The organism is Cellulosimicrobium arenosum, from assembly GCF_014837295.1.
Taxonomy (GTDB): Bacteria; Actinomycetota; Actinomycetes; order Actinomycetales; family Cellulomonadaceae; genus Cellulosimicrobium; species Cellulosimicrobium arenosum.
In genome coordinates, this window is record NZ_JACYHB010000010.1 from 21,624 (window position 1) to 47,210 (window position 25,587).

The 25,587-nt window shown below is 71.2% G+C and carries 21 protein-coding genes; 13 read left to right on the top strand and 8 right to left on the bottom strand.

Going from position 1 to position 25,587, the window contains the following annotated elements; genetic code table 11:
- Positions 1-77: 77 nt before the first annotated feature.
- Together grpE and dnaK are read right to left on the bottom strand one after the other, a co-directional pair.
- Positions 78-758, bottom strand: a complete 681-nt coding sequence (grpE, locus tag IF651_RS12310; RefSeq protein WP_191829429.1) for a nucleotide exchange factor GrpE — start codon at positions 756-758, stop codon at positions 78-80.
- Positions 755-2,620 carry a molecular chaperone DnaK gene (gene dnaK, locus IF651_RS12315; RefSeq protein ID WP_191829430.1) on the bottom strand — a complete coding sequence of 622 codons (1,866 nt, stop codon included), beginning with the start codon at positions 2,618-2,620 and terminating at the stop codon, positions 755-757. The genes grpE and dnaK overlap by 4 nt, the downstream gene beginning before the upstream one ends.
- Positions 2,621-2,872: 252 nt before the next feature.
- Between dnaK and IF651_RS18385 the strand changes: the two genes are divergently transcribed.
- The 3 genes from IF651_RS18385 to IF651_RS12330 all read left to right on the top strand — a co-directional run bounded on the left by IF651_RS18385 (position 2,873) and on the right by IF651_RS12330 (position 5,386).
- Positions 2,873-3,373 carry a Fic/DOC family N-terminal domain-containing protein gene (locus IF651_RS18385; RefSeq protein ID WP_191829431.1) on the top strand — a complete coding sequence of 167 codons (501 nt, stop codon included), beginning with the start codon at positions 2,873-2,875 and terminating at the stop codon, positions 3,371-3,373.
- Positions 3,274-3,825 (top strand): Fic family protein, encoded by a 552-nt coding sequence (locus IF651_RS12325; protein ID WP_191829432.1) that lies wholly within the window; start codon positions 3,274-3,276, stop codon positions 3,823-3,825. Before IF651_RS18385 ends, IF651_RS12325 begins: the two co-directional genes overlap by 100 nt.
- 214 nt (positions 3,826-4,039) lie before the next feature.
- A complete protein-coding gene (locus tag IF651_RS12330) occupies positions 4,040-5,386 on the top strand; it encodes an APC family permease (RefSeq protein ID WP_241744408.1) in 1,347 nt (448 codons plus the stop codon).
- Positions 5,387-5,435: 49 nt separating this feature from the next.
- Here IF651_RS12330 and IF651_RS18255 read toward each other — a convergent pair whose 3' ends face one another.
- On the bottom strand, positions 5,436-6,365 hold the full coding sequence (locus IF651_RS18255; protein ID WP_191829433.1) for a cold shock domain-containing protein: 930 nt from the start codon (positions 6,363-6,365) through the stop codon (positions 5,436-5,438).
- Between the two features lie 140 nt (positions 6,366-6,505).
- Here IF651_RS18255 and IF651_RS12340 point away from each other — a divergent pair, with 140 nt between their 5' ends.
- Entirely contained in the window at positions 6,506-8,017 is a 1,512-nt protein-coding gene (locus IF651_RS12340; RefSeq protein ID WP_191829434.1) for an SDR family NAD(P)-dependent oxidoreductase, read from the top strand.
- 39 nt (positions 8,018-8,056) lie between these two features.
- Here IF651_RS12340 and IF651_RS12345 read toward each other — a convergent pair whose 3' ends face one another.
- The 4 genes from IF651_RS12345 to IF651_RS12360 all read right to left on the bottom strand — a co-directional run bounded on the left by IF651_RS12345 (position 8,057) and on the right by IF651_RS12360 (position 10,723).
- On the bottom strand, positions 8,057-8,497 hold the full coding sequence (locus tag IF651_RS12345) for a hypothetical protein (protein ID WP_191829435.1): 441 nt from the start codon (positions 8,495-8,497) through the stop codon (positions 8,057-8,059).
- Positions 8,498-8,561: 64 nt separating this feature from the next.
- Complete coding sequence (locus IF651_RS12350; protein WP_191829436.1) at positions 8,562-9,374, bottom strand: alpha/beta fold hydrolase; 813 nt, start codon at positions 9,372-9,374, stop codon at positions 8,562-8,564.
- Between the two features lie 19 nt (positions 9,375-9,393).
- Positions 9,394-9,963, bottom strand: coding sequence for a DJ-1/PfpI family protein (locus tag IF651_RS12355; RefSeq protein WP_191829437.1), 570 nt, complete (start codon positions 9,961-9,963; stop codon positions 9,394-9,396).
- 97 nt (positions 9,964-10,060) lie between these two features.
- On the bottom strand, positions 10,061-10,723 hold the full coding sequence (locus IF651_RS12360; protein WP_241744409.1) for a GntR family transcriptional regulator: 663 nt from the start codon (positions 10,721-10,723) through the stop codon (positions 10,061-10,063).
- A gap of 282 nt (positions 10,724-11,005) precedes the next feature.
- On the opposite strand from IF651_RS12360, the gene IF651_RS12365 reads away from it, so the two are divergent.
- The 9 genes from IF651_RS12365 (at position 11,006) to IF651_RS12405 (ending at position 21,074) form a co-directional block, all read left to right on the top strand.
- Complete coding sequence (locus IF651_RS12365) at positions 11,006-12,277, top strand: iron-containing alcohol dehydrogenase (protein WP_191829439.1); 1,272 nt, start codon at positions 11,006-11,008, stop codon at positions 12,275-12,277.
- A 147-nt stretch (positions 12,278-12,424) separates the two neighbouring features.
- Positions 12,425-13,771 (top strand): extracellular solute-binding protein, encoded by a 1,347-nt coding sequence (locus IF651_RS12370; RefSeq protein WP_206715303.1) that lies wholly within the window; start codon positions 12,425-12,427, stop codon positions 13,769-13,771.
- Between the two features lie 7 nt (positions 13,772-13,778).
- Entirely contained in the window at positions 13,779-14,717 is a 939-nt protein-coding gene (locus IF651_RS12375; protein WP_191829441.1) for a carbohydrate ABC transporter permease, read from the top strand.
- Entirely contained in the window at positions 14,717-15,628 is a 912-nt protein-coding gene (locus IF651_RS12380) for a carbohydrate ABC transporter permease (protein ID WP_191829442.1), read from the top strand. The genes IF651_RS12375 and IF651_RS12380 overlap by 1 nt, the downstream gene beginning before the upstream one ends.
- Complete coding sequence (locus IF651_RS18050) at positions 15,628-16,692, top strand: ABC transporter ATP-binding protein (protein WP_191829443.1); 1,065 nt, start codon at positions 15,628-15,630, stop codon at positions 16,690-16,692. The genes IF651_RS12380 and IF651_RS18050 overlap by 1 nt, the downstream gene beginning before the upstream one ends.
- On the top strand, positions 16,692-17,768 hold the full coding sequence (locus IF651_RS12390; RefSeq protein ID WP_191829444.1) for an ABC transporter ATP-binding protein: 1,077 nt from the start codon (positions 16,692-16,694) through the stop codon (positions 17,766-17,768). The genes IF651_RS18050 and IF651_RS12390 overlap by 1 nt, the downstream gene beginning before the upstream one ends.
- A gap of 53 nt (positions 17,769-17,821) precedes the next feature.
- Positions 17,822-19,279 carry an NAD-dependent succinate-semialdehyde dehydrogenase gene (locus IF651_RS12395; RefSeq protein ID WP_338403937.1) on the top strand — a complete coding sequence of 486 codons (1,458 nt, stop codon included), beginning with the start codon at positions 17,822-17,824 and terminating at the stop codon, positions 19,277-19,279.
- Positions 19,280-19,449: 170 nt separating this feature from the next.
- Entirely contained in the window at positions 19,450-20,070 is a 621-nt protein-coding gene (locus tag IF651_RS12400; protein ID WP_191829446.1) for an RNA polymerase sigma factor, read from the top strand.
- Entirely contained in the window at positions 20,070-21,074 is a 1,005-nt protein-coding gene (locus IF651_RS12405) for a hypothetical protein (RefSeq protein ID WP_191829447.1), read from the top strand. The genes IF651_RS12400 and IF651_RS12405 overlap by 1 nt, the downstream gene beginning before the upstream one ends.
- Positions 21,075-21,174: 100 nt before the next feature.
- On the opposite strand, the gene IF651_RS12410 is transcribed toward IF651_RS12405, so the two are convergent.
- A complete protein-coding gene (locus tag IF651_RS12410; RefSeq protein WP_191829448.1) occupies positions 21,175-25,584 on the bottom strand; it encodes a family 78 glycoside hydrolase catalytic domain in 4,410 nt (1,469 codons plus the stop codon).
- Positions 25,585-25,587 lie beyond the last annotated feature (3 nt).

Sequence of the window (25,587 nt, forward strand, 5' to 3'; positions counted from 1 at the left end):
CCGATGGTCGCGTGCCCGACGCCGCAGCGCACCTTCTCGTGGAAGGCGCGCCGCGGCGTCGGGCACGTGGTGCGGGACTACTCCGGGCCGACGACGGAGACCCGGGCCGCGCGCACGACGCGCTCCCCGATCCGGTAGCCGGGCTCGATGACCAGGTTGACCGTCGCGGCGGTCGCCTCGGGGTCCGCCTGGTGCATGAGCGCCTCGTGGACGTTCGGGTCGAACTCCTCGCCGACGGTCCCGTAGCGCTCGACGCCGAACCTGCCCAGCGCGGCGTCGATCTTGTCACCGATCGCGACGAACGGGCCGGTGAGCTCGCCGTGCTGGCGGGCGCGGTCCACGTCGTCGAGCACGGGCAGGAGCGCGCTCAGCACGTCCTCCACGCCCTTGGCGCGCGCGGCCTCCTGGTCACGCACCGCGCGGTTGCGGTAGTTCGTGAAGCTGGCCCGCTCGCGCTGGAGCGACTCGAGGTGCTGGGCTGCCTCGGCCTTCGCAGCGAGGGTCGCGGCGTCGTCCTCCGCCTCCGCGGACGGCTCGAAGTCGAGCCCCGCGAGGGGGTCCGTCTCCGCGCTGCCCGACGCCGCGGCGTCGGGCACGTCGTCCGACGGGCCGGCCGGGCCGGACCCTGCCGCGCTCTCGCGCGGACGGGCCGTCTCCGGGTCGACCTTGCGCTTGTCCGTGAAGTGGAACGGCTTGTCCTCGGGGCCCTGGCCGTCGCCGGCCTGCTCCTCGGGGCCTCGGTGGTCGTCCGCCGTCACTTGCGGTCGTCCTCGTCGTCCACGATCTCGGCGTCGACGACGTCCTCGTCGACGGGTGCGTCCTCGACGGGTGCGTCCTCGGTCGCCGTGCCCGCGTCGCCGGCAGCCTGCTCGGCCGCGTAGAGGGCCTCGCCGATCTTCTGCGAGGACGCGAGCAGCTTCTCGTGCGCCGACTTCACCGCGGCGTTGTCGTCGCCCTCGAGCGCGGTCTTGACCGCCGCGACGTCGGCCTCGACCTCGGTGACGACCTCGGCCGGGAGCTTGTCGCGGTTGTCCGCGATCTGCTTGTCCATCGAGTACGCGAAGGACTCCGCCTGGTTGCGGGTCTCGGCCTCCTCACGACGCTGCTTGTCCTCGGCGGCGTGCTCCTCGGCCTCCTTGACCATGCGGTCGATGTCCTCCTTGGGCAGCGCGGAGCCGCCCGTGATGGTCATCTTCTGCTCGGTGCCGGTGCCGCGGTCCTTGGCCGCGACGTGCACGATGCCGTTGGCGTCGATGTCGAACGTGACCTCGATCTGCGGGACGCCGCGCGGGGCCGGCGCGATGCCGGTCAGCTCGAACGTGCCCAGCGGCTTGTTGTCGCGTGCGAACTCGCGCTCGCCCTGGAACACCTGGATGAGCACCGACGGCTGGTTGTCCTCGGCCGTGGAGAAGATCTCGCTGCGCTTGGTCGGGATGGCCGTGTTGCGCTCGATGAGCTTGGTCATCACGCCGCCCTTGGTCTCGATGCCGAGGGACAGCGGGGTCACGTCGATCAGCAGGACGTCCTTGCGGTCGCCCGAGATCACTCCGGCCTGGAGGGCGGCGCCGACGGCGACGACCTCGTCCGGGTTGACGCCCTTGTTCGCGTCCTTGCCGCCCGTGAGCTCCTTGACGACGTCGGACACGGCCGGCATGCGGGTGGAGCCACCGACGAGCACGACGTGGTCGATCTCCGAGACGGAGACGCCCGCGTCGGCGATGACCTTGTGGAACGGCGCCTTGGTGCGGTCCAGCAGGTCCTGCGTCATCTGCTGGAACTGGGCGCGCGTGATCTTCTCGTCCAGGTGGATGGGGCCGTTCTCGCTCATCGACAGGTACTGCATCGAGACGTTGGTGCTCGTCGCGGACGAGAGCTCCTTCTTGGCCTGCTCGGCCGCCTCGCGCAGGCGCTGCAGCGCGATCTTGTCCTTCGACAGGTCGACGCCCGAGCTGTTCTTCACCTGCTTGATGAGGTGCTCGACGACGCGCTGGTCCCAGTCGTCGCCGCCGAGGCGGTTGTCGCCCGACGTCGCGCGGACCTGGATCGTGGAGAACTCGTCCTCGTCCTTGCCGACCTCGAGGAGCGAGACGTCGAACGTGCCACCACCGAGGTCGAAGACCAGGATGAGCTCGTCCTCCTTGCCACGCTCCAGGCCGTAGGCGAGCGCGGCCGCGGTGGGCTCGTTGACGATGCGGGTCACGTTCAGGCCCGCGATCTGGCCCGCGTCCTTGGTCGCCTGGCGCTCGGCGTCGTTGAAGTACGCCGGGACGGTGATGACGGCGTCCGTGACGGCCTCGCCCAGGTACTCCTCGGCGTCGCGCTTGAGCTTGCCCAGGATGCGCGCGGAGATCTCCTGCGCGCTGTACGTCTTGTCGTCGATCTCCACGTGCCAGTCCGTGCCCATGTGGCGCTTGACCGACGAGATGGTGCGGTCGACGTTCGTGACGGCCTGCCGCTTCGCGACCTCGCCGACCAGGACCTCGCCGGTCTTGGAGAACGCGACGACCGAGGGCGTCGTGCGCGACCCCTCGGCGTTCGCGATGACCGTGGGCTCGCCGCCCTCGAGGACGGTGACGACCGAGTTGGTGGTACCGAGGTCGATCCCGACTGCTCGTGCCATGTGTGCTGCCTCCATCGCTGCTGTGGATGCCCGACGGCGCGTGGTCACGCCGGGCAGTCCGGGTTGAGTCTGCTGCACTCAAGGTAGGCACTCGATCCCTGCTCGCGCAAGTTTCGACGTCTGAACTTGAGTCTGTATGGCTCAACCCCTGGCTGGGTGCGGTGTATTCCCACTGATCTGACTGCACAGCGGGCGGCCGACCGCCGTGGGGGCACCTACCTGCGGTACTTTCCGGCTCCGCTGGACGAGCAGATGTCCCGACTGGTCGGCTCGGTGGCGCTGGAGGCGGTCTCGGACGCGGCAGCCGTGATCGCGCGGATCGCACAGCGCTTGCGCGAACGCCCGCAGCCCATCCTGTACGCCACGCTCGTCCGCAGCGAGTCGATCTCGTCGTCCTGGGTCGAAGGGTTGCGGGAGACTCCTCGCAACATCATGGTCGCGCAGCTCCAGGAACGGGACCCGGGGCTGAGCGGGCACCAGTTCGACCGCCTCGATACGGCTCGCGCCATCCTCGGAAACCTCGACTCGGTCCGCGACGGCGTGGAGACGTTGCGGGGCCCGTGGTCGGACCAGGCGATCCACGACATCCACCGCACGATCGCTCCCCACGTGCACCGTACGAGGACGGCAACGGACGGGCCGGACGTGTCCTCGTGCACGGCTCCCTCGCGCGCGCCGGCGTGCTCGACAAGGGCGTGCTCCCGCTCTCCGTCGTCCTGCGCAAGGACACCGACGAGTACGTGCGTCGCCTGACCGCGTTCCGTCACGCCGATCCCGCCGACCGGCCAGAGGCGGTGGGACAGTTCGTCGCCTGGTTCGCAGGCCTCCTCACGGACGCGTGCGACGAGGCCGAACGCGTGCTCGCAGAGTCGCAGGAGGTCCAGGACGACTGGACCGAGCGGGTCTCGCGGTTCCGCTCCGACTCGAAGATCCACGACGCCGTGCGGGTGATCGCCGAGCAGCCCGTGGTGACGGCTCGCTACCTGCGGGCCGCGCTCGGGGTGTCGGGCGTGACGGCGCGCAACGTCGTCGACGGCCTGGTCGACGTCGGCGTGCTGGAACCCTCGGGCGGGCGGTTCCGGCGCGCCGAGGTCTACCAGGCGTCCGCTCTCCTGCGGATGATGGACCGGCTCGTTCCGGGCATCCAGCCGACCGCTCTCCCCACACCGCGACCAGGGCCGTCATCCCAGAGATCGGCACCGTGATCCACTCGGCGGCGGCGCCCCGGCGCCTCGCCTGACAGATTCCGCGAGAACCTCGACGAGTGCCGCTGTAGTTTCCACCTACGTGAAGTACAGCGTCACAGCACGTCCACCGCACGCTGCCGAGGAGCTGATTCCAGCGTCTACCGAACACCGCCCTCCGACGGACGTGCCCGCGTCCGGTCCGCCCACGGGAACGCTCCACCGGAGCCTCTCCTTGCGGCACCTCGTCGTCTACGGCCTGCTGTTCATCGGCCCGACGGCGCCGATGGGCACCTTCGGCGTCCTCGACGCGCGGAGCAACGGCGCGGTCGCCCTCGTCTTCCTCATCGCGACCGTGGCGATGGCGTTCACCGCCTGGTCGTACGCGCGCATGTCCGTCGCGGTCCCGAAGGCCGGGTCGGTCTCGGCGTACGCGACCGCGGGGCTCGGGCGACGGTCGGGCTTCATGGCCGGCTGGATGATCGGTCTCGACTACCTGTTCATCCCGAGCCTGGCCGCACTGTTCAGCGGCATCGCCAGCCACGCCCTGTTTCCTGGAGTGCCGGTCTGGGTGTTCACGACGGCTGCGGTGCTTCTCATCACGGGGCTGAACCTCGGCGGCGTCAAGCTCGCGGCGACGGTGGGTCTCGTCGCCCTGGCGGTGGAGATCCTGGTGCTCGCCGCGTTCTGCATCGGTGCCGTCGTCGTGCTGGTTCACGACGGCCCGGCCAGGCCGTGGCTGTCCCCGCTGACCGGGCTCGACGGATTCACGCTCGCCGGCACGATCGGCGCCGTCTCGGTGGCCGCCCTCGCCTTCCTGGGTTTCGACGCGATCGCCACGTTCGCCGAGGAGAGCACCGGCTCCCCGCGGCAGGTCGGACGGGCCGTGATCTTCTGCCTCGTCCTCGCCGGCGCCCTCTTCGTCCTCCAGACGTACCTCGGAGCGCTCCTGACGACGACGACCCCGACGGAGCTGGCCGCGCACCCCGACGAGCAGGGGACGATCTTCTACACCATGATCAGCGACTCGATCGGATCGTGGCTCGGCACGACCGTCACCACCGCTCGAGCGATCGGGCCCGTGCTCTCCGCGCTCGTCGCACAAGCCGCGGTGAGCCGCCTCATGTACGGCATGGCACGCGACGGGCAGCTGCCGGCCGCGCTCGGGTCCGTGAGCCGCCGCACCGGCGTCCCCCGTCCCGCGATCCTCGTCTCGGCGGTCGCGACCCTGCTCATCTCGGTCGCAGCCTCGGTCAAGGCCGACGGGCTCGACCTGCTCTCCTCGATGGTCACGGTCGGCGCCCTGACCGCGTTCGTCTTCCTGCACGTCGCCGTCGTCGGCTACTACGTGGTCGGCCGGCACACCGACCGACGCGTCCTGCACACGGTCGTCCCCGTCGTCGGCCTCGCCATCGTCGTCGCCGTGCTCGTCCTGGCCAGCCACCTCGCCCTGGAGATCGCCGCCGGGTGGTTCGTCGTCGGGCTGGTCATCCTGATCCTGCGCAGCAGACGTCGTCAGGGCACGACGACGGCCGACCCGCACACGGGCCCCGGCGCGGTCGGCTCGCCGCCAGACGGCTAGCGCAGGACCGCGGGACCGCTGTCGCGCTCGATCAGCAGGTCGGCGTCGCTCACACCAGCTCGACGCCGTCGGCCTGCGGTCCCCGGTCGCTCTGACGAATCCTGAACCGGACCCGGTCGCCCTCCTCCAGGACCTCCGCGCCCCGCACGACCGACACGTGCACGAACAGGTCCGCACCGCCCGCGTCGGGGGTGATGAAGCCGAAACCGCGGTCCGCGTCGTAGCGCGCGACGGTGCCCTCACCTGCGCGCACCGGACCGCCGGACGCCGCGGGACGGCTCGGCCGACCGCGGTCCGTGGCCGCGCGCGCACTCCCGGGGCCTCGCACGAGCTGCACGTTGCGGGCGTTCGGCCCCTTGTCGCCCTCGACGACGTCGTACGAGACGCGTGCGCCCTCGAAGAGCTCGGTCAGCCCCGGGCCCAGCGCCTTGACGTGGACGAAGACGTCCGCAGCACCCGAGTCGGGGGCGATGAATCCGAAGCCCTTGGACTCCTCGTACCAGGACACCGTCCCGTCCGCGCCGTCCGACGCCGGCCGCGTGGCCTCCGCCCCGAGCGGTAGCAGGTGGTCCGCCTGGGGCCCCTTCTCCCCGTCGACGACGAGGAACGCCACCCGCTGCCCCTCCGAGATCACACCGCCACCGACGATGGCCGAGCTGTGCACGAAGACCTCGGCACGACCGTCGTCGGGCGTGACGAAGCCGTACCCCTTGGCCGGCTCGTACCAGGTGACGGTGCCGAGCACGCCCAGGGGCGCGTCGGCGGCCCGCTCCCCCGTGACACGGACGCGGCGCGCCTGCGGGCCGCGGGCACCCTCGCCGACCTCGAACTCGACGGCCTGGCCCTCGCGGAGCTGCTTCGGTCCGTCGTCGCCGACGATCTCGGACGCGTGCACGAACAGGTCGTCGGCCTCGTTCCCGAGGTCGATGAAGCCGAACCCTCGGTCGGCGTCGAACCATCGGACAGTTCCCTGGGGCACCTCGAACTCCTCGTCTCGCAGACATTGCTGTCTCCTAGTGTCCCCGACAGAGCGACCGGCACTCCCGTCGGCAGCCGCCGCGTACGATCTATGCGGCGCGCGAGACCGCGACAGCCCTCCCCCTGCAGGACGGACGCCGCATGAGCGCGCACACGACCACGTCGGTGGCCCACCCCGACGACACGGCTCCCGAGCCGCACGGCATCGACCCCGCCGACTTCGCGACGTTCCTGCGGGTCATGGATCAGGTCGCCGTCCTGTCGCAGACGCACCCGCAGCACACCGCCGCCCGGCGCGCGTCGTCGGCCCTGTTCAAGGCAGCCAAGAAGCACCGGAAGTCCGAGAAGCGCCGGGAGATCGCCACGGCCGACGCAGCCGTCGTCGCCGCGACCGCGACCGGCAGCCCGGGCCGCATCGACGACGAGACGAACGGGGTCCCGCTGACCTCGGCGACGACCGGTGCCGTCGCCGGCACCCTGCGCCGCGCGCGGCCCTGCTACGTCTGCAAGCAGGACTACACGCTCGTCGACGCCTTCTACCACCAGCTCTGCCCGGACTGCGCGGCGCTCCACCACGCCAAGCGCGGCGCCCGCACCGACCTCACCGGGCGCCGTGCGCTGCTCACGGGCGGGCGCGCCAAGATCGGCATGTACATCGCGCTGCGGCTGCTGCGCGACGGCGCGGACCTGACGATCACGACCCGATTCCCCCGCGACGCCGTCCGACGGTTCAGCGCGATGGAGGACGCGGGCGACTGGCTGGACCGGCTGCACGTCGTCGGGATCGACCTGCGCGACCCCGCACAGGTCGTCGCGCTCGCGGACCAGGTCGCGGCACAGGGCCCGCTCGACGTCCTGATCAACAACGCCGCGCAGACCGTGCGCCGCTCGCCCGGCGCGTACACACGGCTCGCCGACGCGGAGCAGGCGCCGGTGTCCGCCGAGGCCGCCCGCATGATCACGACCCTCGGCCACACGAGCGACGCGCACCCCCGAGCCCTCGCCGGCTCGGTGTCCGAGCTGTCGAGCCCCGCGCTGGCAATCGAGCGCGCCGCCCGCGCCTCCGCCGACGAGCTCGTCGCCCAGTCGCTGACCGCCGAGGCCGCGAGCCTCGAGCGGCTCGTGGCGGGCACCTCGATCGACGCCGGCGGGCTGATCCCTGACGTCGCCACGACGAACAGCTGGGTCGCGACGGTCGACCAGGTCGACCCGATGGAGCTGCTCGAGGTCCAGCTGTGCAACCAGACCGCGCCGTTCATCCTGATCAGCCGGCTGCGGGACGCGCTCGCCGCCTCGACGGCTCGACGCACCTACATCGTCAACGTCTCCGCGATGGAGGGGGTGTTCTCCCGCGGCTACAAGGGTCCCGGTCATCCGCACACGAACATGAGCAAGGCGGCGCTCAACATGCTCACGCGCACCAGCGCCACCGAGATGTTCGCCGACGGCATCCTGATGACGGCTGTGGACACCGGGTGGATCACCGACGAGCGACCTCACACCACGAAGGTACGGCTCGCGCAGGAGGGCTTCCACGCACCGCTCGACCTGGTGGACGGCGCCGCGCGGGTCTACGACCCGATCGTCCAGGGCGAGGCAGGCACAGACCTCTACGGGTGCTTCCTCAAGGACTACGCGCCCTCGCGCTGGTGAGGGTGACGAGACCAGAGCGGCGTCACCCGCGCGGTCGTCTCAGCCGGCGCGCAGCACCAGGAGGAACTGCCCGCCGCCCGGCTCGACCTGCGTCGTGACGGCGAGGCTCGGAGCCAGCCGCGACAACCGGTCCACGAGCCACGTCGCGGCCTGGTCGGCGTCCGCGCGGCTGGGGCAGCGCGCCACCACCTCGCGTCCTCCCTTGCGCCCGAGCCGCTCCACGGTCGCCACGATGGGAGCGGGGTCGACGACGAAGAGGTCGGGCGACCACGGCACCACCGGCGCGACCGCGCCCTTGCGGGTGTTGCAGGTCCGGTGCGCGAGCCGCTCGGTCCCCGGCGCAGCCTTCTTCGACCTCGTGGCGCCGAGGTCGACGCTGGGCCCGAGGTCGGAGTTCACCGAGGCGTCGGGGTCCACCGGCTCGTCGCACAGCCAGCAGCGCCACGAGTCCCTGTCGCCGACCGTGCTGAGGTTGCTCATGCGCGCACCTTAACCTTCTCTCCGAGCCGATGGTCAGGGGTCGAGCCCCGTCCGCCCCACGGCCTCAGGCCCCGCGGAGGAAGTCTGACAGCAGACGCCGGAACTCGTCCGACCGTTCGACCGCCGGCACGTGCCCGCATCTCCCGAACACGTGCAGGCGGACGTCGGCCAAGCACTCCAGCAAGGGCAAGGCTGACGTGCTCAACGGTGTGACACGGTCCTCGGCGCCGTGGACGAGCAGCACGGGCGCGCGGACCGATGCCAGCGTCTGCGCAGACAGGGTGAGGTCCTCGGCCCACCGCTCTCGAGGTGGAGGGAACACCGACGCGAAGGCGGTCGCCCCCGCCACCATCGCCGCCGCACGGGCGTCGACCGCCGACTCCGTCACGAGCACCGGGTCGAGGAGAAGACGGCCCAGCATGTCGCGCGCTCCTCGTGAGGTGGCAGGTGCGGCCCACACCGCCGCGAGATCGGCGGACAGCGGCGCCCCGGGCGCGCCCATCGTCGAGACCGCCGCGACACGGGTGACCTGCCCTGGGCGCGCGGCCGCCAGCGCCAGCGCGACGGCGCCACCCATGGAGTGGCCCACCACGGCGTAGGACTCGAAGCCGAGGGCGTCCATCAGTCCTGCGGCCTGATCCGTCCACAGCCGCAGCCCGCCCCGGGAGCCGGTGGGCAGCGGGGTACGGCCGAACCCCGCCTGGTCGGGAGCGACCTGGTGCCAGGACGCGCCGAGCGCCTCCATCGTCGGTGCCCACGCTCCGGACCCGGTCGTGCCGGGTCCGGAGCCGTGCAGCAACAGCACCGCGGGCCCCACGCCGCCCTCGATGACGTGCACGGGGGAGTCGTCGACGAGGACTGTCCGCTCGACGGTCACCGGTCTACGGCGGGTGCGCTCATGCCGACCCGGAGCCGATGGACTTCGAGAACACCTCCATCATCACCCTGCCGAACTGCGGCATGTCCGGCCAGCCCCTGCAGGAGACGAGGTTGCCGTCCACCACGTCGGGAGCGTCGACCACCGTCGTCCCTGCGTTCTCCATGTCGCCGGTGATCGGGGGGAAGCACGCCGTGCTGCGACCCTTGAGCAGTCCGTACACCGCAGGGACCTGTGCGCCGTGGCACACCAGCGCGATCGGGAGGTCGCGGGCGAAGAAGTGCTCGGTGATCCGCCGGACGTCGGCGTCGACCCGGATCCACTCGGGCGCGCGGCCTCCGGGGATGATCAAGGCGTCGTAGCGCTCGACATCCACCTCGGCCCACGGCACGTCGACCGGCAGCTTGCGGCCGTTCTTCTCGACGTAGGCGTCGGAGTCGGGGTCGAACTCGTGGATGACCAGCTGCACGGGACGTGTCGTCCGAGACGAGACGTCGACCTCCCAGCCGCCCTCCTGGACACGGTAGTAGGGATACATGGTGTCAAGCTCCTCGGCGGCGTCGCCGGTCAGGAGCAGCGCTCTGGGCACCTGCTTCTCCTCGCACTCAACATTGGGTGGGGACGTGGATCGAATCGGATCAGATCCGATCTGATTCGCTCAGGTTTACTCGACCTGCGCGCACGCGTCAAGCCCCTGGCGCCGACCCGTCCGCTGTCTCGGACTCGTCGAGCAGGCGCCGGAACCTGTCCCCCGACAGCAGGATGTGGCGACGCATCGCGTACGCGGCGGCGTCGGGGTCACGCGCGGCGATCGCGGCGAGGACCTCCTCGTGCTCGCCCATGGCCAGGTCGGTGACCTGGGTGTCGTAGAGCAGGCGGAACATGTGCACGTGCGTGTGCAGCCGGGCGAGCGACTCGCGCACCAGCCGGTTGCCCGCGCTCAGGGCGACCAGGTCGTGGAAGGCGGCATCGCGGAGCCCGAAGGCGCCGTAGGCCATGTGCCCGTCGCCCGCCACCTCGGCCATCTCCCCCAGCATCCGCCGCAGCTCGGCCACCTGCTCGTTCGAGGCGCTCTCGGCGGCACGACGTGCCGCTGCGGGCTCGAGGAGCAGGCGGATCTCGCGGATGTCCTCGAACCTGTCCCGGGTGATCTGCGGCGGGATCCGGTAGCCGGCGTGATGCACCCGGACGACGAGGCCCTCGGCCTCCATGCGGTTGAGGGCGTCTCGGATCGGCGTCTGCGACACGCCGAGCTCTCGCGCCAGGACGTCGATGGTGACCCGGGAGCCCGGCACGATCCGCAGCGACATCAGCTGCCCGAGCAGCGTGTCGTACACCTCGTCCGCCATGCGCGTGCGGGGCCTGCCGCCCCGCGGACTGACTGCGCGTGCCCCCCGCTCGTGGTCCTGTTCGGCTGACGCTTCGCCAGGCATGTGTCGCGAGTCCCCTTCCCACGTCGTCGCAAGACTGTTGACAGCGGCTGAATCGCTGTTCCATACTCTCGGCACCGGATTGTATAGGAAATGACCGGCGCACCCCGTCCCGCACCGTCGCGGACGTATCCGTCCCGCACCGTCGCGGAACGGTGCGGACGCCGCCTCCCTCGGCACTGCCTACTCCCTGGAGCCTCCATGAGCATGCTCGGCGTCCTGCGCGGACCGCAACAGGTCCTGTTCGGTGCCGGACAGCGGAACGCCCTGGGCACGGTGACCGCGGCCCTCGGTTCCCGGGCGCTGGTCTGCACCGACGCCCGCTTCGGGGGCACCCGCGAGTTCGCGGACCTCGTCCGGCTGCTCGAGGCTGCGGGCGTACAGGTCACGGCGTTCACCGAGGTGCTGCCCGACGTGCCCGTGCACCAGGTGCGTCGGTGCGTCGAGCTCGCGGCCGGCGCGGACCCGGACGTCGTGGTCGGGATGGGCGGCGGCAGCTGCCTCGACCTCGCGAAGGCGGTGGCCGTGGTCCTTGCACACGGCGGCGAGCCGTCCGACTACTACGGCGAGCTCCGGGTCCCCGGTCCTGTCGTGCCCGTCGTCGCACTGCCCACCACTGCAGGAACCGGGTCGGAAGTGACGCCGGTGGCCGTTCTCACCGACCCCGAGCGCGTGAGCAAGGTGGGCATCTCCAGCCCTCATCTCATCCCGCACACAGCGGTGTGCGACCCGGAGCTCACCGTCGGCTGCCCACCGGCCCTCACCGCGAGCGCGGGTGCCGACGCCCTCTCGCACGCGATCGAGGCGTTCACCGCGGTGCGCCGTCCGGTGACGACCGAGCTGGCGACCGAGCGTGTCTTCGTCGGCAAGAACGAGCTGACCGACACCTACGCTCTCCTCGGGATCCGTCTGATCGCGGGCAGCCTGCAGCGTGCCTGGTCCGGCCAGGGCGACACGGACGCGCGCGAGGCGATGATGCTCGGGGCCACCGCCGGGGGGTTCGCCCTCGGCACCGCCGGCACGGCCGCCGCGCACGCGATCCAGTACCCGGTCGGCGCCGTGACCCACACTCCGCACGGGATCGGGGTCGGCGCCCTGCTGCCGTACGTCATGGAGTTCAACCGACCCGTCCGGGTCCCGGAGCTGGCCGCCGTGGCGCTGGCGATGGGCGCGTCCTCGGACGCGTCGCCCGAGGACCTGGCCGACGAGGCGATCGACCGGGTCGCCGAGCTGCTGGCGTCGGTGGGCATACCGTCGACGCTCGCCGAGCTCGGACTGCCGCCCGAGCGGCTGCGGTGGACCGCCGAGCAGGCGATGGGAGCCGCGCGGCTGGTCGAGAACAACCCGCGACCGCTGGACGTCGACGCCCTGGAGCGCATCGTCCGCGCCGCCCACGCCGGGGACCGAGCGGCACTGCGCGAGACCCCGCACCAGTCGTCGCCGGACCTGACCGCAGCGGGGGGCGCCCGGTGACCCAGGACCGATCTCGACCCCGACGACAGCGCCATCCCAGCCCCGACCCAGGAAGCAGGACAGCAGATGCGGTACGCAGAGCAAGTTCCCCGGCGGTCTCGTTCCGGCCGGAAGATGGGGGCCGCAGCGGCGGCCACGCTGATCGCCATGACCATGGCGGCTTGCAGCGGCGGAGGTGGCGGCGGCGGTGGGGACGATGAGGCGGGCGGCGCCGCGGCGCCGTCGACCATCCCCGAGCTGACCGAGGACCCGCTGACGCTCAGCTTCATCTGGTTCGAGTGGCCCCCGGCCCAGGCGCTCGAGGACTTCGCGAACGCGGAGTACTCCAAGGAGCGGCCGAACGTCACCGTCGAGGTCAACACCGTGCCGAACGCGAACTGGCACGACGCGATGTTCACGCAGTTCGCCGCGCGGCAGACCGACTTCGACATCGCGGTCCTCGACTCGCAGCACATCGGCGAGGCCGTGACGAACGGCAACATCCTCGACCTCACCGACTTCATCGACGAGAACATCGACGTCGACGCGTACGACCCCTACCTCCTGGCGGCCTACGGCCAGTACCCCCAGGCCGAGACGGGGCAGCGCGACGAGGACGCCAGCCTGTACGGGCTGCCGCTCCTCGGCGACACCTGGACGATGATCTACCGCAAGGACCTGATCGGCGACGAGCCCCCCGCGACCTGGGACGAGATGATCTCGGTCGCCCGGCAGTGCCAGGAGGACAACCCGGGCGTCAGCGGGCTGGCCTTCCACCAGGCCAACGGCTCCGACGCCGCGGCCGTCACGTACAACACCGTGAACGGCGTCTACGGCGGCGAGCTCTGGGACTCGGACGAGCGGCAGATCGAGGGCATCATCAACGACGAGGCCGGGCAGAAGTCGATGGACGTCCTGGTCAACGAGATGAAGCCGCTCACCGCGACCGGCTCGGGGAACTGGTTCATCGACGAGGTGAACGCGGCGGTCGCCCAGGGCAAGGCATGCATCGCCTTCAACTGGATCGCTCCGATCGGCGGTCTCCTGGACCCTGAGCAGTCGACGCTCGGCGACACGCGCGAGGAGATCCTCGACAAGCTCGGTTTCGCGACCCTGCCGACGCAGGACACGGACCTCGTGCCCCTCGGCGGCATGGGTATGCACGTGTCGGCCTACGCTCCCGAGGACCGTCAGGCGGAGGCCCTCAACTTCATGCGATGGTTCCAGCAGCCCGAGATCCAGAAGAAGTGGGCCGAGGCCGGCGGCGTGCCGGCGCGGACGGACGCACTGAACTCTCCGGAGTTCCTCGACGCCGCACCGTACAACCAGGTGTTCACCGACTCCGTCCCGCGGATGCGCGACATGTGGAACGTGCCTGAGTACGCGCAGCTCATCGACATCGAGAACACCAGCGTGAACGCGGCACTCAACGGCGTGAAGGGTCCGGAGGAGGCGCTCGACGACATCGCCACGGAGCAGCAGGACGTGCTGGACTCCAGCGGCGGCGGACTGTGAGCCGACCATGACGACGACGGCCGGCCACCCGGTGCGGGAGGCAGCTACCGCGCAGCCCGCACCGGGGCGGCCCCCTCGCCTGCGCGATCGTCGGCTCGCGGTGGCCTTCATCTCCCCGGCGATGCTGCTGCTGCTCACGATGTCGGTCTTCCCGTTGCTGTGGGCGCTGTACCTGTCGTTCACCGACTACTCGGCGACCGGGAACGCGCCCGCCTCGTTCGTGGGGTTCGCGAACTACGCCGAGATCCTGACGTCGCCTGAGGTGCACCAGCGGGCCCTGACGACGCTGGTGTACGTGGTCGGTGCGGTCGGTCTGCAGACCGTGCTGGGCTTCGGCATCGCGTACCTGATCTCGCGGCGGACCCACGGACGCGGGCTGCTGACCACGCTGTTCCTGGTGCCGATGATGCTCTCGCCGGTCGTGGTCGGGCTGTTCTGGCGGTTCATGCTCGACGCGCAGTTCGGCGTGGTCAACAGCTTCTTGGTGTCGCTCGGCCTCGAGCCGGTGGAGTGGCTGACCCGGCAGCGGACCGCCATGCTCTCCCTGATCGTGGTGGACACCTGGCAGTGGACGCCCTTCATCATGCTCATCGCGCTCGCAGGTCTGACCGCGGTGCCGAAGTACCTGTACGAGGCCGCCTCGATCGACCGGGCCTCCGAGTGGTTCCGCTTCCGCAACATCACCCTGCCGCTCGTGTGGCCGCTGCTGCTCATCGCCGTGATGTTCCGAGCCATCGAGGCCTTCCGGCTGTTCGACCTCGTCTACATCCTCACCAACGGGGGGCCGGGGTCGTCCACGGAGACCCTGTCGTTCCACGTCTACAAGGTCGCGTTCCTCGGTTTCAACACCGGGACCGCCTCGGCGTACGGGATCCTCATGGTCCTCGTCGTCATCGTGCTCGCGCAGCTCTACCTGCGCTACCTCAACAAGCTCAAGGAGGGATGATGGCGATCTCCGTCGACGAGGCCGTGCCCGCACCCCCCGTGCCCGACGACGCACGCCGCGCGCGCCGGCGTGGCGGTACGGGTCGCGCCGTGGTCGAGGTCGCGCTGCTGACCGTGGTCGCCGTGGCGATGCTCTTCCCGGTGCTGTGGATGCTCGAGACGTCCATCAAGGAGGGTCAGGACATCTACGCCGTCCCGGCGAAGCTCTTCGGGTTCGACGTCACCCTCGACCACTACAAGGACGTGTTCGTCGCCCCCGGCGGCGGTCGGTCGGACCTGTCCGTGGCGCTCCTGAACTCCGTCGTCGTGGCGGGCTCGTCCACCGTGCTGGCTACCCTGCTCGGAGTTCCCGCGGGATGGGCCTACTCGCGCTTCACCCTGAAGGGCGAGAAGGACCAGCTGTTCTTCATCCTGTCCACGCGCTTCATGCCGCCGGTGGTGGTCGTGATCCCGATCTTCCTCATGTACCGCTCGCTCGGGCTCATCGACACCCAGCTGGGCCTGATCCTCATCTACACCGCGTTCAACGTCCCGTTCACGATCTGGATGATGAAAGGGTTCGTCGACGAGGTGCCGTCGGAGTACGAGGACGCCGCCATGCTCGACGGCTACACCCGACTGCAGGCGTTCTGGCGCTTCACCCTGCCGCTGCTCGTGCCCGGCATCGCCGCCACGGCGGTCTTCGCGCTCATCTTCTCCTGGAACGAGTTCGTGTATGCGATCTTCCTTACCTCCAGCCAGGAGGTGCGGACGGCGCCACCTGCGATCGCGGGTCTCATCGGCGGCAGCACGGTGGACTGGGGTCTGGTGGCCGCCTCCGCGGTGGTGTTCGCGCTCCCGGTGCTCGTGTTCGCCTACATGGTGCGCAAGCACCTCGTCGCGGGCGTGACCCTCGGGGCGGTGCGGCGCTGATGGCCGGTATCGAGGTGACGTCCCTGCACAAGCGCTACCCGGACGGGACGGTGGCCGTGGAGCACGTGGACCTGTCCATCGGCGACGGCGAGCTGTTCGTCATGCTCGGCCCCTCCGGCTGTGGCAAGACCACCACGCTGCGCGCGATGGCGGGACTGGAACGGCAGACGTCGGGCGACATCCGGATCGGAGGCACGCTGGTCAACGACCTGCCCCCCGCCCAGCGCGACATCGCCATGGTGTTCCAGTTCTACGCGCTGTACCCGCACCTGAAGACCCGGGACAACCTGGCCTTCCCCCTGCGGGCCGAGGGGTTGCCCAAGGCGGAGGTCCGCGAGCGGGTCGACGAGGCCGCCCGGATGATGGAGCTCGGCCCGCTCCTGGACCGGAAGCCGCAGCGTCTCTCCGGCGGGGAGCAGCAGCGCGTCGCGCTCGCCCGCGCCCTGGTGCGGCGACCACGTGTCTTCCTTATGGACGAGCCGCTCACCAATCTCGACGCAGAGCAGCGGGCCGACATGCGCACCGAGATCAAGCACCTCCAGGGCGTGCTGGGGACGACGATGGTCTACGTCACCCACGACCAGGTCGAGGCGATGTCGCTCGGGCACCGCATCGCCATCCTCAACAAGGGCCGGGTGGAGCAGGTCGGCACTCCCCTGGAGGTCTACGACCGTCCGGCGAGCCTGTTCTGCGCCGCTTTCATCGGCTCCCCGCCGATGAACCTGTTCGACGTCGAGCTGGCCGACGGGGCGTTGCACGCCTCCGGCGGCCTCGTCCTCGCCCCGCCGGCGGGGCTGCCACGCGACCGGTCGCTGATCGCGGGAGTCCGGCCGGAGGCGTTGGAGGTGACCGCTCAGGGCGCGGACCGGACGGTGCCGGGACGCGTGGTGTCGGCCGAGACGCTGGGCGACGAGATCAACTACGTGGTGAGCAGCGGCGGGCGCGACGTGCGCGTCCGCATGCCTCCGACCGTCCGGTTCGCCCCGGACGCACCGGTGGGTGTCCGGCACACCGGCGGGATCCCGCCCGTCTACGACTCGAGCACGGAAGAGCTGGTGGCCTGATGGGAACGGTGACTGCGCACGGGCTGCGCAAGTCCTTCGGCGAGGTGCGTGCCCTCGACGGGGTGACGTTGGAGGTGCCCGACGGCGCGTTCTTCGTCGTGCTGGGGCCCTCGGGTGCGGGCAAGACGACGACCCTGCGGGCGATCGCCGGCCTGGAGAGGCTCGACGCCGGGTCGGTGCACCTGGACGGGCGGGACGCGACCGGGGACACCCCGGCCGCCCGCGACCTCGCGATGGTGTTCCAGAGCTACGCGCTCTACCCGCGCAAGACGGTGTACGAGAACATCGCGTCGCCGCTGCGCGCACGCTCCACCCCGGCCGACGAGATCGGCGCCGGCGTCGAGAGGGTCGCGGGACTGTTGCACATCGAGCGTCTGCTGCAGCGCCGGCCGGCGCAGCTGTCGGGCGGGGAGATGCAGCGCGTCGCGCTGGCCCGTGCGCTGGTCCGGCGACCGCGAGCGTTCCTCATGGACGAGCCGCTCACGAATCTCGACCTCAAGCTCCGTGTCGAGATGCGCACCGAGCTCACCCGCATCCACCGGACCCTCGGGGGCACCTTCCTCTACGTGACGAACGACCAGGTCGAGGCCCTGTCCATGGCCGACCAGATCGCGGTGCTCCGGGAGGGGGCGGTGCAGCAGGTCGGGACACCGACCGAGGTCTACGAGCGTCCGGCCAACCAGTGGGTCGCCGGCTTCGTCGGGAGTCCACGGATCAGCCTGCTCGCGTGCCACGCGGAGGGGGACCGTCTGGTCGGGGCGGAGGGATGGACGTTGCCGCGGCCCCGCTGGACCACGGCGGAGGACGGCCGCCCGCTGGTGCTCGGCCTGCGCGCCGAGGACCTGTCCGTCGAGCAGCGCGGCGATGCGGCGTTGCCGGGAGAGATCTACGGTCTCGAGCCGCTCGGCGACCGCACCCTGGTCGACGTCAAGGTGGGAGCAGAGATGCTCAAGGTCAAGGCCCGGCCGACCGTCACCGGGAAACCCGGGGAGCGCCTGTCCGTCTCGGTCGACCTGGACCGTGCGCACGTGTTCGACGCGGACACCGGGCTGGCGCTGTCCGAGGCCGGGCGGTAGCCGGGCACCCGGCCGACCGTGAGTGGTGGAAGAGCAGATCAAAGGAGACTGGTGTGGCCGTGACTACCGAGGTACTGACCGGCGTGTCCTCGCAGCTGTGGATCGGCGGCGACTGGGTCCCCGCCCAGGACGGCGACGAGATGGAGGTTCGCGACCCCGGACGGGACGAAGCCATCGACACGGTGGCATCGGCGGGACCGCAGGACGCCCACCGGGCACTGGACGCCGCCGACTCCGTGGCTGCCGCCTGGGCCGGCACCCCGGCACGGGTACGCAGCGAGATCCTGCTCCGCGCCTACGACGCGATGATCGCCGACAGGGAACGGCTCGCCCGCATCATCGTGATCGAGAGCGGGAAGACACTCGCCGATGCCCGCGCCGAGGTCCAGTACGCCGCCGACTTCTTCGCCGTCTACGGCCGGGCCGCCTACGACGTCGAGGGCCGTCTGAGCCGTTCGGCCGACGGCACCCGTCGGATCCTCGTCAGCCATGCGCCCGTCGGGGTGGCCGTGCTGGTGACCCCGTGGAACTTCCCGGCCGCCATGGTGACACGCAAGCTCGCCCCGGCACTGGCGGCCGGGTGCACCGCGATCCTCAAGCCCTCCTCGGCCACGCCGTTCATGGCGGCCGAGCTCGCCCGGATCATGGCGGACGCCGGGCTTCCCGGCGGAGTCTTCAACGTTCTCCCCAGCGCTGGCTCCCAGCGTCTCGTGGGTGCGCTGCTCGACGACGCCAGGGTGCAGAAGCTGTCCTTCACGGGGTCCACGGAGGTCGGCCGAAAGCTGCTCGCGCAGACGGCCCAGCGCATCGTCAACACGTCTCTCGAGCTGGGCGGGAACGCCCCGTTCCTGGTCATGGAGAACTCGGACGTCGACGCCGCGATCGACGGAGCGTTCGTCGCGAAGATGCGCAACACGGGGCAGTCCTGCATCGCCGCGAACCGCTACTACGTGCACGAGAGCCTGGCCGAGGCCTTCACTGCCGGCCTGGCGGCTCGCATGGGCCGGCTCACCGTCGGCCACGGGCTCGACGAGAGCGTCGGGGCCGGTCCGGTGATCTCCGGCGCCGCCCGCGACGCGCTGGCACAGCACGTCGACGCGGCGGTGAGCAGGGGCGCGCGCGTCCTGTGTGGCGGGTCGTCTCTCGAGAGAGCCGGCTGGTACTACGCACCGACGGTGCTCGGGAACGTCGCCGCGGACGACCCGGTCCTTGCCCACGAGCTGTTCGGCCCGGTCGCCCCGGTCGTCACGGTCTCCAGCGACGACGAGGCGGTGGAACGGGCGAACGACACCCAGTTCGGCCTGGCTGCCTACGTCTACACGGGCTCCCTCGAGCAGTCCTTGCAGGTCGCCGAGCGCCTGCAGGCGGGCGTGATCGGGGTCAATCGCGGCCTGGTGTCCGACGCGTCCGCACCTTTCGGCGGGGTCAAGCAGAGCGGCCTGGGCCGAGAGGGAGCGGCAGAAGGTCTCCTGGAGTACATGGAGCCCAAGTACATCAGCGCGGCCTGGTAGCACACCGGACCGGTCGACCTCCACGCATCGGCGCGCTCGTTCGTCCCCCACGGCATGCGGCAGGTGGCCGAGTCGTCCCGCGAGCGGAGGCGGTGAGGAGACCGCGGTAACGCTCCGGCCGGTACCGGACATGACATCGTCGTCACCGTCCCCCGGTCGAAAGGACCGCGATGTCCGCGCCCGCACCACCCCCACCTCCAGACGATCGCCACGCACGATTCACCGCGCTGTTCGACGCGACGCACCGCCCGCTGCTCGCCTACGCGGTGCGCCGCGTCGCCAGTCCTGCCGACGCCGCCGACGTCGTCGCCGAGGCGTTCGTCGTCGCGTGGCGACGGATCGACGAGGTCCCGTCCGGCGCCGACGCCCGCCCGTGGATGTTCGGCGTGGCGCGGCGCATCCTCGCCAACGCCCGCCGCGGGGACCAGCGACGTCTCGCGCTCGCAGACCGCCTGCGCACCCAGGTCGTCGAGGTCGTCCCCCCGCCCGACGAGGGGACGAGCGACGTGGAGCGGGCCCTCGCGAGGCTCGGCGACGACGACCAGGAGCTCCTGCGGCTCGTCGCGTGGGAGGAGCTCGCCCGGGACGAGATCGCCCTCGTGCTCGGCATCTCGCGCGGAACCGTCCGGGTCCGGCTCCACCGGGCCAGGCGCCGGCTCGTCGACCAGCTCCGCGCGCTCAGCGAGGCCGGCGACCACCCACCCGCACCCGCACGATCAGCAGACCTGCAGCAGAACACCACGACCGCACCCGCGTGGGCGAGCCCCCGCACGTCCGCCGAGGAGGCATGATGACCGACGTCATGAAGCAGCTGCAGGCCGCGGACCCCGTCCGCCGGGCGGACCTCGACGCGGTGGACGCCGCGACGTTCACCGACCTGCGCACCGCCATCCCCACGGACGTTCCCGACTCCCCCGCGGCCGGCCCGATCACCTCCCCCGCCGGTCCACGACGGCACGCCGGCCGGGTCGGACGCCGCGGCGCCGTCGCCATCGGCCTCGCCGCGGTCCTGACGGGCGGCGGCGTCGCGTACGCCGCGATCCACGCGTTCCGCGGCGCCGACGGCGAAGGTGTCTCGTGCGTGAGCGCGTGGGACGCGGACGACGGCGGGGAGCACGTCGACGCCGCCGGTCCGTGGCTGACCGGCGACCCGTACGCCGACTGCGCCACCCTGCTCGCCGAGCAGGGCCTCCCGCCGATCGACGACCCGGTCGCCTTCGCGTACGACGGGCAGACGTTCGTCGCGCCCGCCGACCAGGTGCCCGACGGGGTCGAGCGGCTCGAGGGATCCTCGGCCGTCGCCGGTGCCGTCGTCGAGCTCCAGAGCAGCGCGACGGACCTGGTCGACGGAGGAAGGAGCGGGTGCCGCACCCTCGCCGAAGGCGTCGCCTGGGCCGAGGACGAGGTCGACCGGCTCGGGCTGCAGGACTGGACGGTCACCGCTCCGGAGCTCTCCCCGGGCGAAGGTGCTACCGCCGACCCCGGGCTTCCGTGCTCCTACGTCGAGGTCCACGTGGGGGACCGTACGGTCGTCGTCACCTCGTCGGACGACCCGGCCGAAGCCCTGGCCAGCCCGGAGATCGACCCGGTCGTGGCCGCCCTCCGCCAACAGGTCGCCGACCGCTGCGTCACGCTCGACGAGGCGCGCGCCGTCGTCGACGACGTGCTGACGTCGATCGACGACGAGTTCCCGACGACGAGCGTGACGGACGAGTCCGCCCGGTGCGCCCGCGTGGACCTCGCCGTCGGCGGCTCCGTCCAGGCCACGGTCTACGGGCCGGCGACCGCGGGCTGATGCGCCGCCGGACGCTCGTCCGTCCGCGTAAGGACGAGAACGGGGGGAGCGCCGGCCGGGTGACCCGGCCGGCGCTCCCCCGTTCGTCGTGCCCGTGCCGTCAGCCGCAGTCGAGGGCGTCGTACGGTGCGTCGGTCTCGACCGAGACCTCGTCGCCGTCGAGCGTGCCGGTGGCGGTCACGGTCGCGGTGCCCGCGGCCGTGGTCGTGTCCCGCACCGCGAACGACTGGTACGCGCTCTTGCCCGGCTGCACGTCCGAGTCGTCCTTCGTGCCGTACGGGGTCGCGAGCGTGACGTCGAGAGGGACGTCGGTGCCGTTCGTCGCACGGACCGCGACGTAGGCCTTGCCCGCGAGGCAGCGGGACTGGGCGGTGACGTCGACGTCGAGCTCAGGAACGGCGCCCGCGGGAACCGGCAGCGTCCACGTGTCAGCGATCGACGGGTCGTAGAAGCTGTGGTCGTCCTGGTTCTCGTACCGCACCCGGACCGTGTCCGACGTCGCGAGCTCGGCCGGCACGACGACCTGGTACGTCTCCGTCCCCGCCCCGTCACGCGGGTGCTGGCGCAGGTGCACCTCCTCGCCGTCGACGTAGACCTTGTACCGCTTGGTCTGCGAACGGTCGTACGTCTCGACGGTCCGCAGGACGAACGGCTCGCCCGGTACGACCGCCATGTCGAACTCGAAGAACGAGAAGTCGGTCAGGTGGCCGGCGTAGCGGCGTGTGAGTCCGGCCTCGGTGCTCGTGCCCGACGACGGGGACGCCGTCAGGTCGTGCGCCTCCTCGGACGTGGCGTCCCCGAGGTCGACATGGTCGTATCCGTCAGGCACCTGGGTGACCGGCGGGATCTCGACCCGCACCTCGGCGGAACCGGCGCCGAGCAGCGTGCCGTCCTCAGCCACGAACCGGACGGACAGCGGCGCCCGGGTGGACGTCGCGGCCGCGTCGACGGGGGCCGTCACCGTGACCGGAACGTCGACCGAACCGCCGGCCGGGACGGTCATGGGAGCGCTCGGCTCCGGGACCGTCCAGCCTGACGGCGTCCCGAGCTCGAGGTGGCCCGTGACGGCAGCGTCCCCGGTCCCGGTGACGGTCGCGACGACCTCGGAGCTGCCGCCAGGGGCGATCGTCGCGGGGGTCGCGACGACGGGGTCGACGGTGACGAGCGGGTCGACGATGCCGGCGCCCGCGACGGTGAACGTGTACTCACCCGAGCCGACGGTGACGACGAGCGAGCCGTCTGCCACCTCGACGTCCGTGACGCCGTCGACCTCGTCGAGCGGCAGCCCGCCCTCGGTGACGGTGGTCGCGTCGGCGGCGGGGAGCGTGACGTTCGCGGTCGAGCCGACCGGGACGTGCGCGGTGAGGACGACGTCGCCGTCCTGCGAGCGCCAGTCCACCGCCACCTTGCCGTACGGCGTCATGGTCGACGCCTTGGCCCACTTCATGCGGCTCGTGACTGTCGGGTCGATCTCGATGGTGCGGTACCCGTCATCCACCGACGGCTCGATCCCGGCGGCGCTCTGGTAGAACCAGTCGTCGACCGTGCCGAGGAAGTAGTGGCCCAGCGACCGTGCGTCGGTCGACCAGTGCTCCCACATCGACGTGCCGCCGTTCTCGATCATGTAGCCCCAGCTCGGGTAGCCGGTCTCGACCGCAAGGTCGAACGCGACATCGTCGTACCCGAAGTCCGTGAGGACGGGCAGCAGGTACTTGGTGCCCACGACACCGGTGTTGAGCCTGCCGCCCTTGGCCTCGATGTCGGCGACGATGCTTGCCGCCACGCGGTCCGCGGTCGCGTCGTCCGGGGCGAGCCCGAACGCGAGCGCCACGACGTTGTGCGTCTGGCGGTAGCCACGGTCCCCGTCGCCCCGGTAGTAGCCGCGGGACGTGTCGAGGAACGTCGCGTTGAACGTGTCCTTCACCGTGGCGGCGTTCGCGGCGAAGTGCGCGGCGTCGTCGTCGTGGCCCAGGTGCTCGGCCGTGCGCTGCATGGTCACGAGGATCTCGTACAGGTAGGCCGTGTTGGCGACGCGGGTGTCCTCGGGAGCGTTGCCGCCCGCGGGGCTCGCCTCGGGGCTCACCCAGTCCCCGAGGCGGGGATTGGTGACGAGCCCGTCGTCGGAGCGCTCGAACTCGAGGTCGGCGTACTGCTTCATGCCGTCGTACTGGTCCGTCATCACACGGTCGTCACCGCCGTACTGGTACAGCCACCACGGGATCGAGGTGTAGGCGGAGTGCCAGATCGGGTTGACGCCCCACTGGCCCCAGTCGGCCGAGCTCGGCGCGATGACGAGCGGTGCGCCGTTCTCGTCCCGTGTCTCGTGGACGTCACGCATCCACTTGGCGAACAGCTCGTGGGTGTCGAGGTTCGTCATGAACATCTGCGCGCCCACGGCGGCGTCCCCGGTCCAGCCGTTCTTCTCGAACATCGGGGTGTCCGTCGGGATGCCGTGGATGTTGTTCTTCAGGGTGTCGACGACCGCGCGGTGCACCTCGTTCATGATCGGCTCCGAGGACTCGAACGTGCCCCACTCCTCGGCGTCCGTGTGCACGACCTTCGCCGTGAAGTCCTCCGGCTCCGGCTCGTCGCCCTCGGGCCAGCCCGAGACCTCGATGTACTGGAAGCCCTTGTAGGAGAAGCTCGGCTCCCAGGTCTCCGGAGCACCGGTGCCCGCGAGGACGAACCGGTCGGTCTGGAAGCCGGAGCCGAACCCGCCGTTGTTGTCGGCGTTGACGGTGCCGTCGCCGCGCAGCTTCTCCGCGGCCTGGGCGCGCACCGTGGTCCCCGCGGGACCCTCGACGGTGTACTCGACCCAGCCAGCGATGACGCGCGGGAACTTCACGACGTACGTGCCGTCCTCGGGCTCGGCGATGTCCACCGCTGGCAGGTCCTCCGTGACCCGGATGGGCTGCTGGCGCTGGTTCACGAGGACGCCGGACGGTCCGTCGACGGCGCTCGCGGCGTCCCAGCCTGCGTCGTCGAACCCGACCGTGTCGTAACCGGGCAGGATCTCACGCGCGTCGTACAGCTCCCCGCCGTAGAGGTCGTCGAAGCGGGTCGGACCGTCGTGGATCGTCCAGCTGTCGTCGGTCACGACGTCCTGGACCGAGCCGTCGGTGTGCTCGATGCGCAGGACCGCGCGGACGACCGGCTCGTCGTGCCACGGCGGCGCCTGCCAGTTCCACACGTTGGACCCGGTCATGCCGTAGAAGCCGCGCCCGAGCTCGACGCCGATCGCGTTGGGCCCGTCCTCCAGCAGCGCGGTGACGTCGTCGGCGACGTACTGGACGGTGTCGTCGTAGTCGGTGAACCCAGGGGACAGGACGGCGTCGCTCACGGGTTCGCCGTTGAGCGTCACGTCGGCGTACCCGCCGGCAGAGACGAAGAGCGTGGCGGCGCGGACGTCGTCGGCCTCGAACTCCTTGCGCAGCAGCGGCGCGGGCTTCGGGTCGGCGACGGGCGGGCGGACACCGGAGCCCCACGGGCCGGAACCGTAGGCCGCCTGGACGGCGACCGGCTCCCACGACGAGTCGTCATAGCCGGGTTCGGCGAAGTCGGCGTCGACCGTCGTGGAGCCCTTCCATGCGGTGTCCGTCCGGAGGAGCTCGCTCGAGCCGTCCGTATACGTGATCCGGGCGACCGCGACGAGGCCTGCGGGCGAGCCCGCACCGTTGTCGGTCGAGACGGCGATCACGTTGCGGTCGGCCTGGAGTTCGGCCGTGAAGTGGCGCCCCTGCTGCCACTCGTTCACCTGGCCCGACGACTCGCCCAGGAGCTCGCCGTTGACGTAGAGGTGGAACAGGTCGTCGCCCGTCAGGAGGATCTCGACACCCTCCGCGGTCTTGCCCGCGGGCGTCTCGAGCGCGCGCCGGAACGCGCGCGGCTCGGCGGGAGCCTCCGGGGACGTGGACTCGGGCGTCCAGATCCAGGACGAGCCGACGAGCGTGAGGTCGGTGAGAGGGCCGTCGGTGCGGTCGTTGCCGATCCACTCGCTGCCCGCCCAGTCCGCGTCCTCGAACAGGCCGGTGCGGAACTCGGACGTCGCGCTCGCACCGCCGGCGTTCGTGGCGACGTCGACGCGCCAGTAGTACTGCGTCGCCGTGTCGAGGCGGGGACCGGTGTACTCCACGTTCGCGGACTCGGCGGACTCCACGATGCCGCTGTCCCACACGACGTCGTCCGTGTCGAGCGCGTCGGGGGAGGTCGCGAGGCGCAGCCGGTACGACTCCTGGACCACGCCGCGTCCCGTGCTGTCGATCACCCAGGAGAAGCGCGGCCGCTCGAGGTCGATGCCGATCGGCTCGGTCTTCTTCTCGACCTGGAGCCGCGAGAGCGTCGGCGCCGCAGCCGGGTCGGCAGCGAACGCCGCCGCGGGGACCGGGGCGGGCGCTGCGGTGCTCGCGGTCGCGGTGACACCCGTCGTGGTCACCAGAGCGGCGACGACGACGGCGGCGAGCCGTCTCGACCGCGTCGTGCCTCGGGAGCGTGGCGGTGATGTCGGCCTCATGCA

Coding starts and splice junctions, on each gene's coding strand:
- IF651_RS12340 (WP_191829434.1), top strand. CDS start 6,506: ATGAGCGCGCACACGACCACGTCGGTGGCCCACCCCGACGACACGGCT.
- IF651_RS12360 (WP_241744409.1), bottom strand. CDS start 10,723: ATGGCGGACGAGGTGTACGACACGCTGCTCGGGCAGCTGATGTCGCTG.
- IF651_RS12345 (WP_191829435.1), bottom strand. CDS start 8,497: ATGAGCAACCTCAGCACGGTCGGCGACAGGGACTCGTGGCGCTGCTGG.
- IF651_RS12405 (WP_191829447.1), top strand. CDS start 20,070: ATGACCGACGTCATGAAGCAGCTGCAGGCCGCGGACCCCGTCCGCCGG.
- IF651_RS12400 (WP_191829446.1), top strand. CDS start 19,450: ATGTCCGCGCCCGCACCACCCCCACCTCCAGACGATCGCCACGCACGA.
- IF651_RS18385 (WP_191829431.1), top strand. CDS start 2,873: ATGTCCCGACTGGTCGGCTCGGTGGCGCTGGAGGCGGTCTCGGACGCG.
- IF651_RS12390 (WP_191829444.1), top strand. CDS start 16,692: ATGGGAACGGTGACTGCGCACGGGCTGCGCAAGTCCTTCGGCGAGGTG.
- IF651_RS12410 (WP_191829448.1), bottom strand. CDS start 25,584: ATGAGGCCGACATCACCGCCACGCTCCCGAGGCACGACGCGGTCGAGA.
- IF651_RS12375 (WP_191829441.1), top strand. CDS start 13,779: ATGACGACGACGGCCGGCCACCCGGTGCGGGAGGCAGCTACCGCGCAG.
- IF651_RS18050 (WP_191829443.1), top strand. CDS start 15,628: ATGGCCGGTATCGAGGTGACGTCCCTGCACAAGCGCTACCCGGACGGG.
- IF651_RS12370 (WP_206715303.1), top strand. CDS start 12,425: ATGACCATGGCGGCTTGCAGCGGCGGAGGTGGCGGCGGCGGTGGGGAC.
- dnaK (WP_191829430.1), bottom strand. CDS start 2,620: ATGGCACGAGCAGTCGGGATCGACCTCGGTACCACCAACTCGGTCGTC.
- IF651_RS12380 (WP_191829442.1), top strand. CDS start 14,717: ATGGCGATCTCCGTCGACGAGGCCGTGCCCGCACCCCCCGTGCCCGAC.
- IF651_RS12365 (WP_191829439.1), top strand. CDS start 11,006: ATGAGCATGCTCGGCGTCCTGCGCGGACCGCAACAGGTCCTGTTCGGT.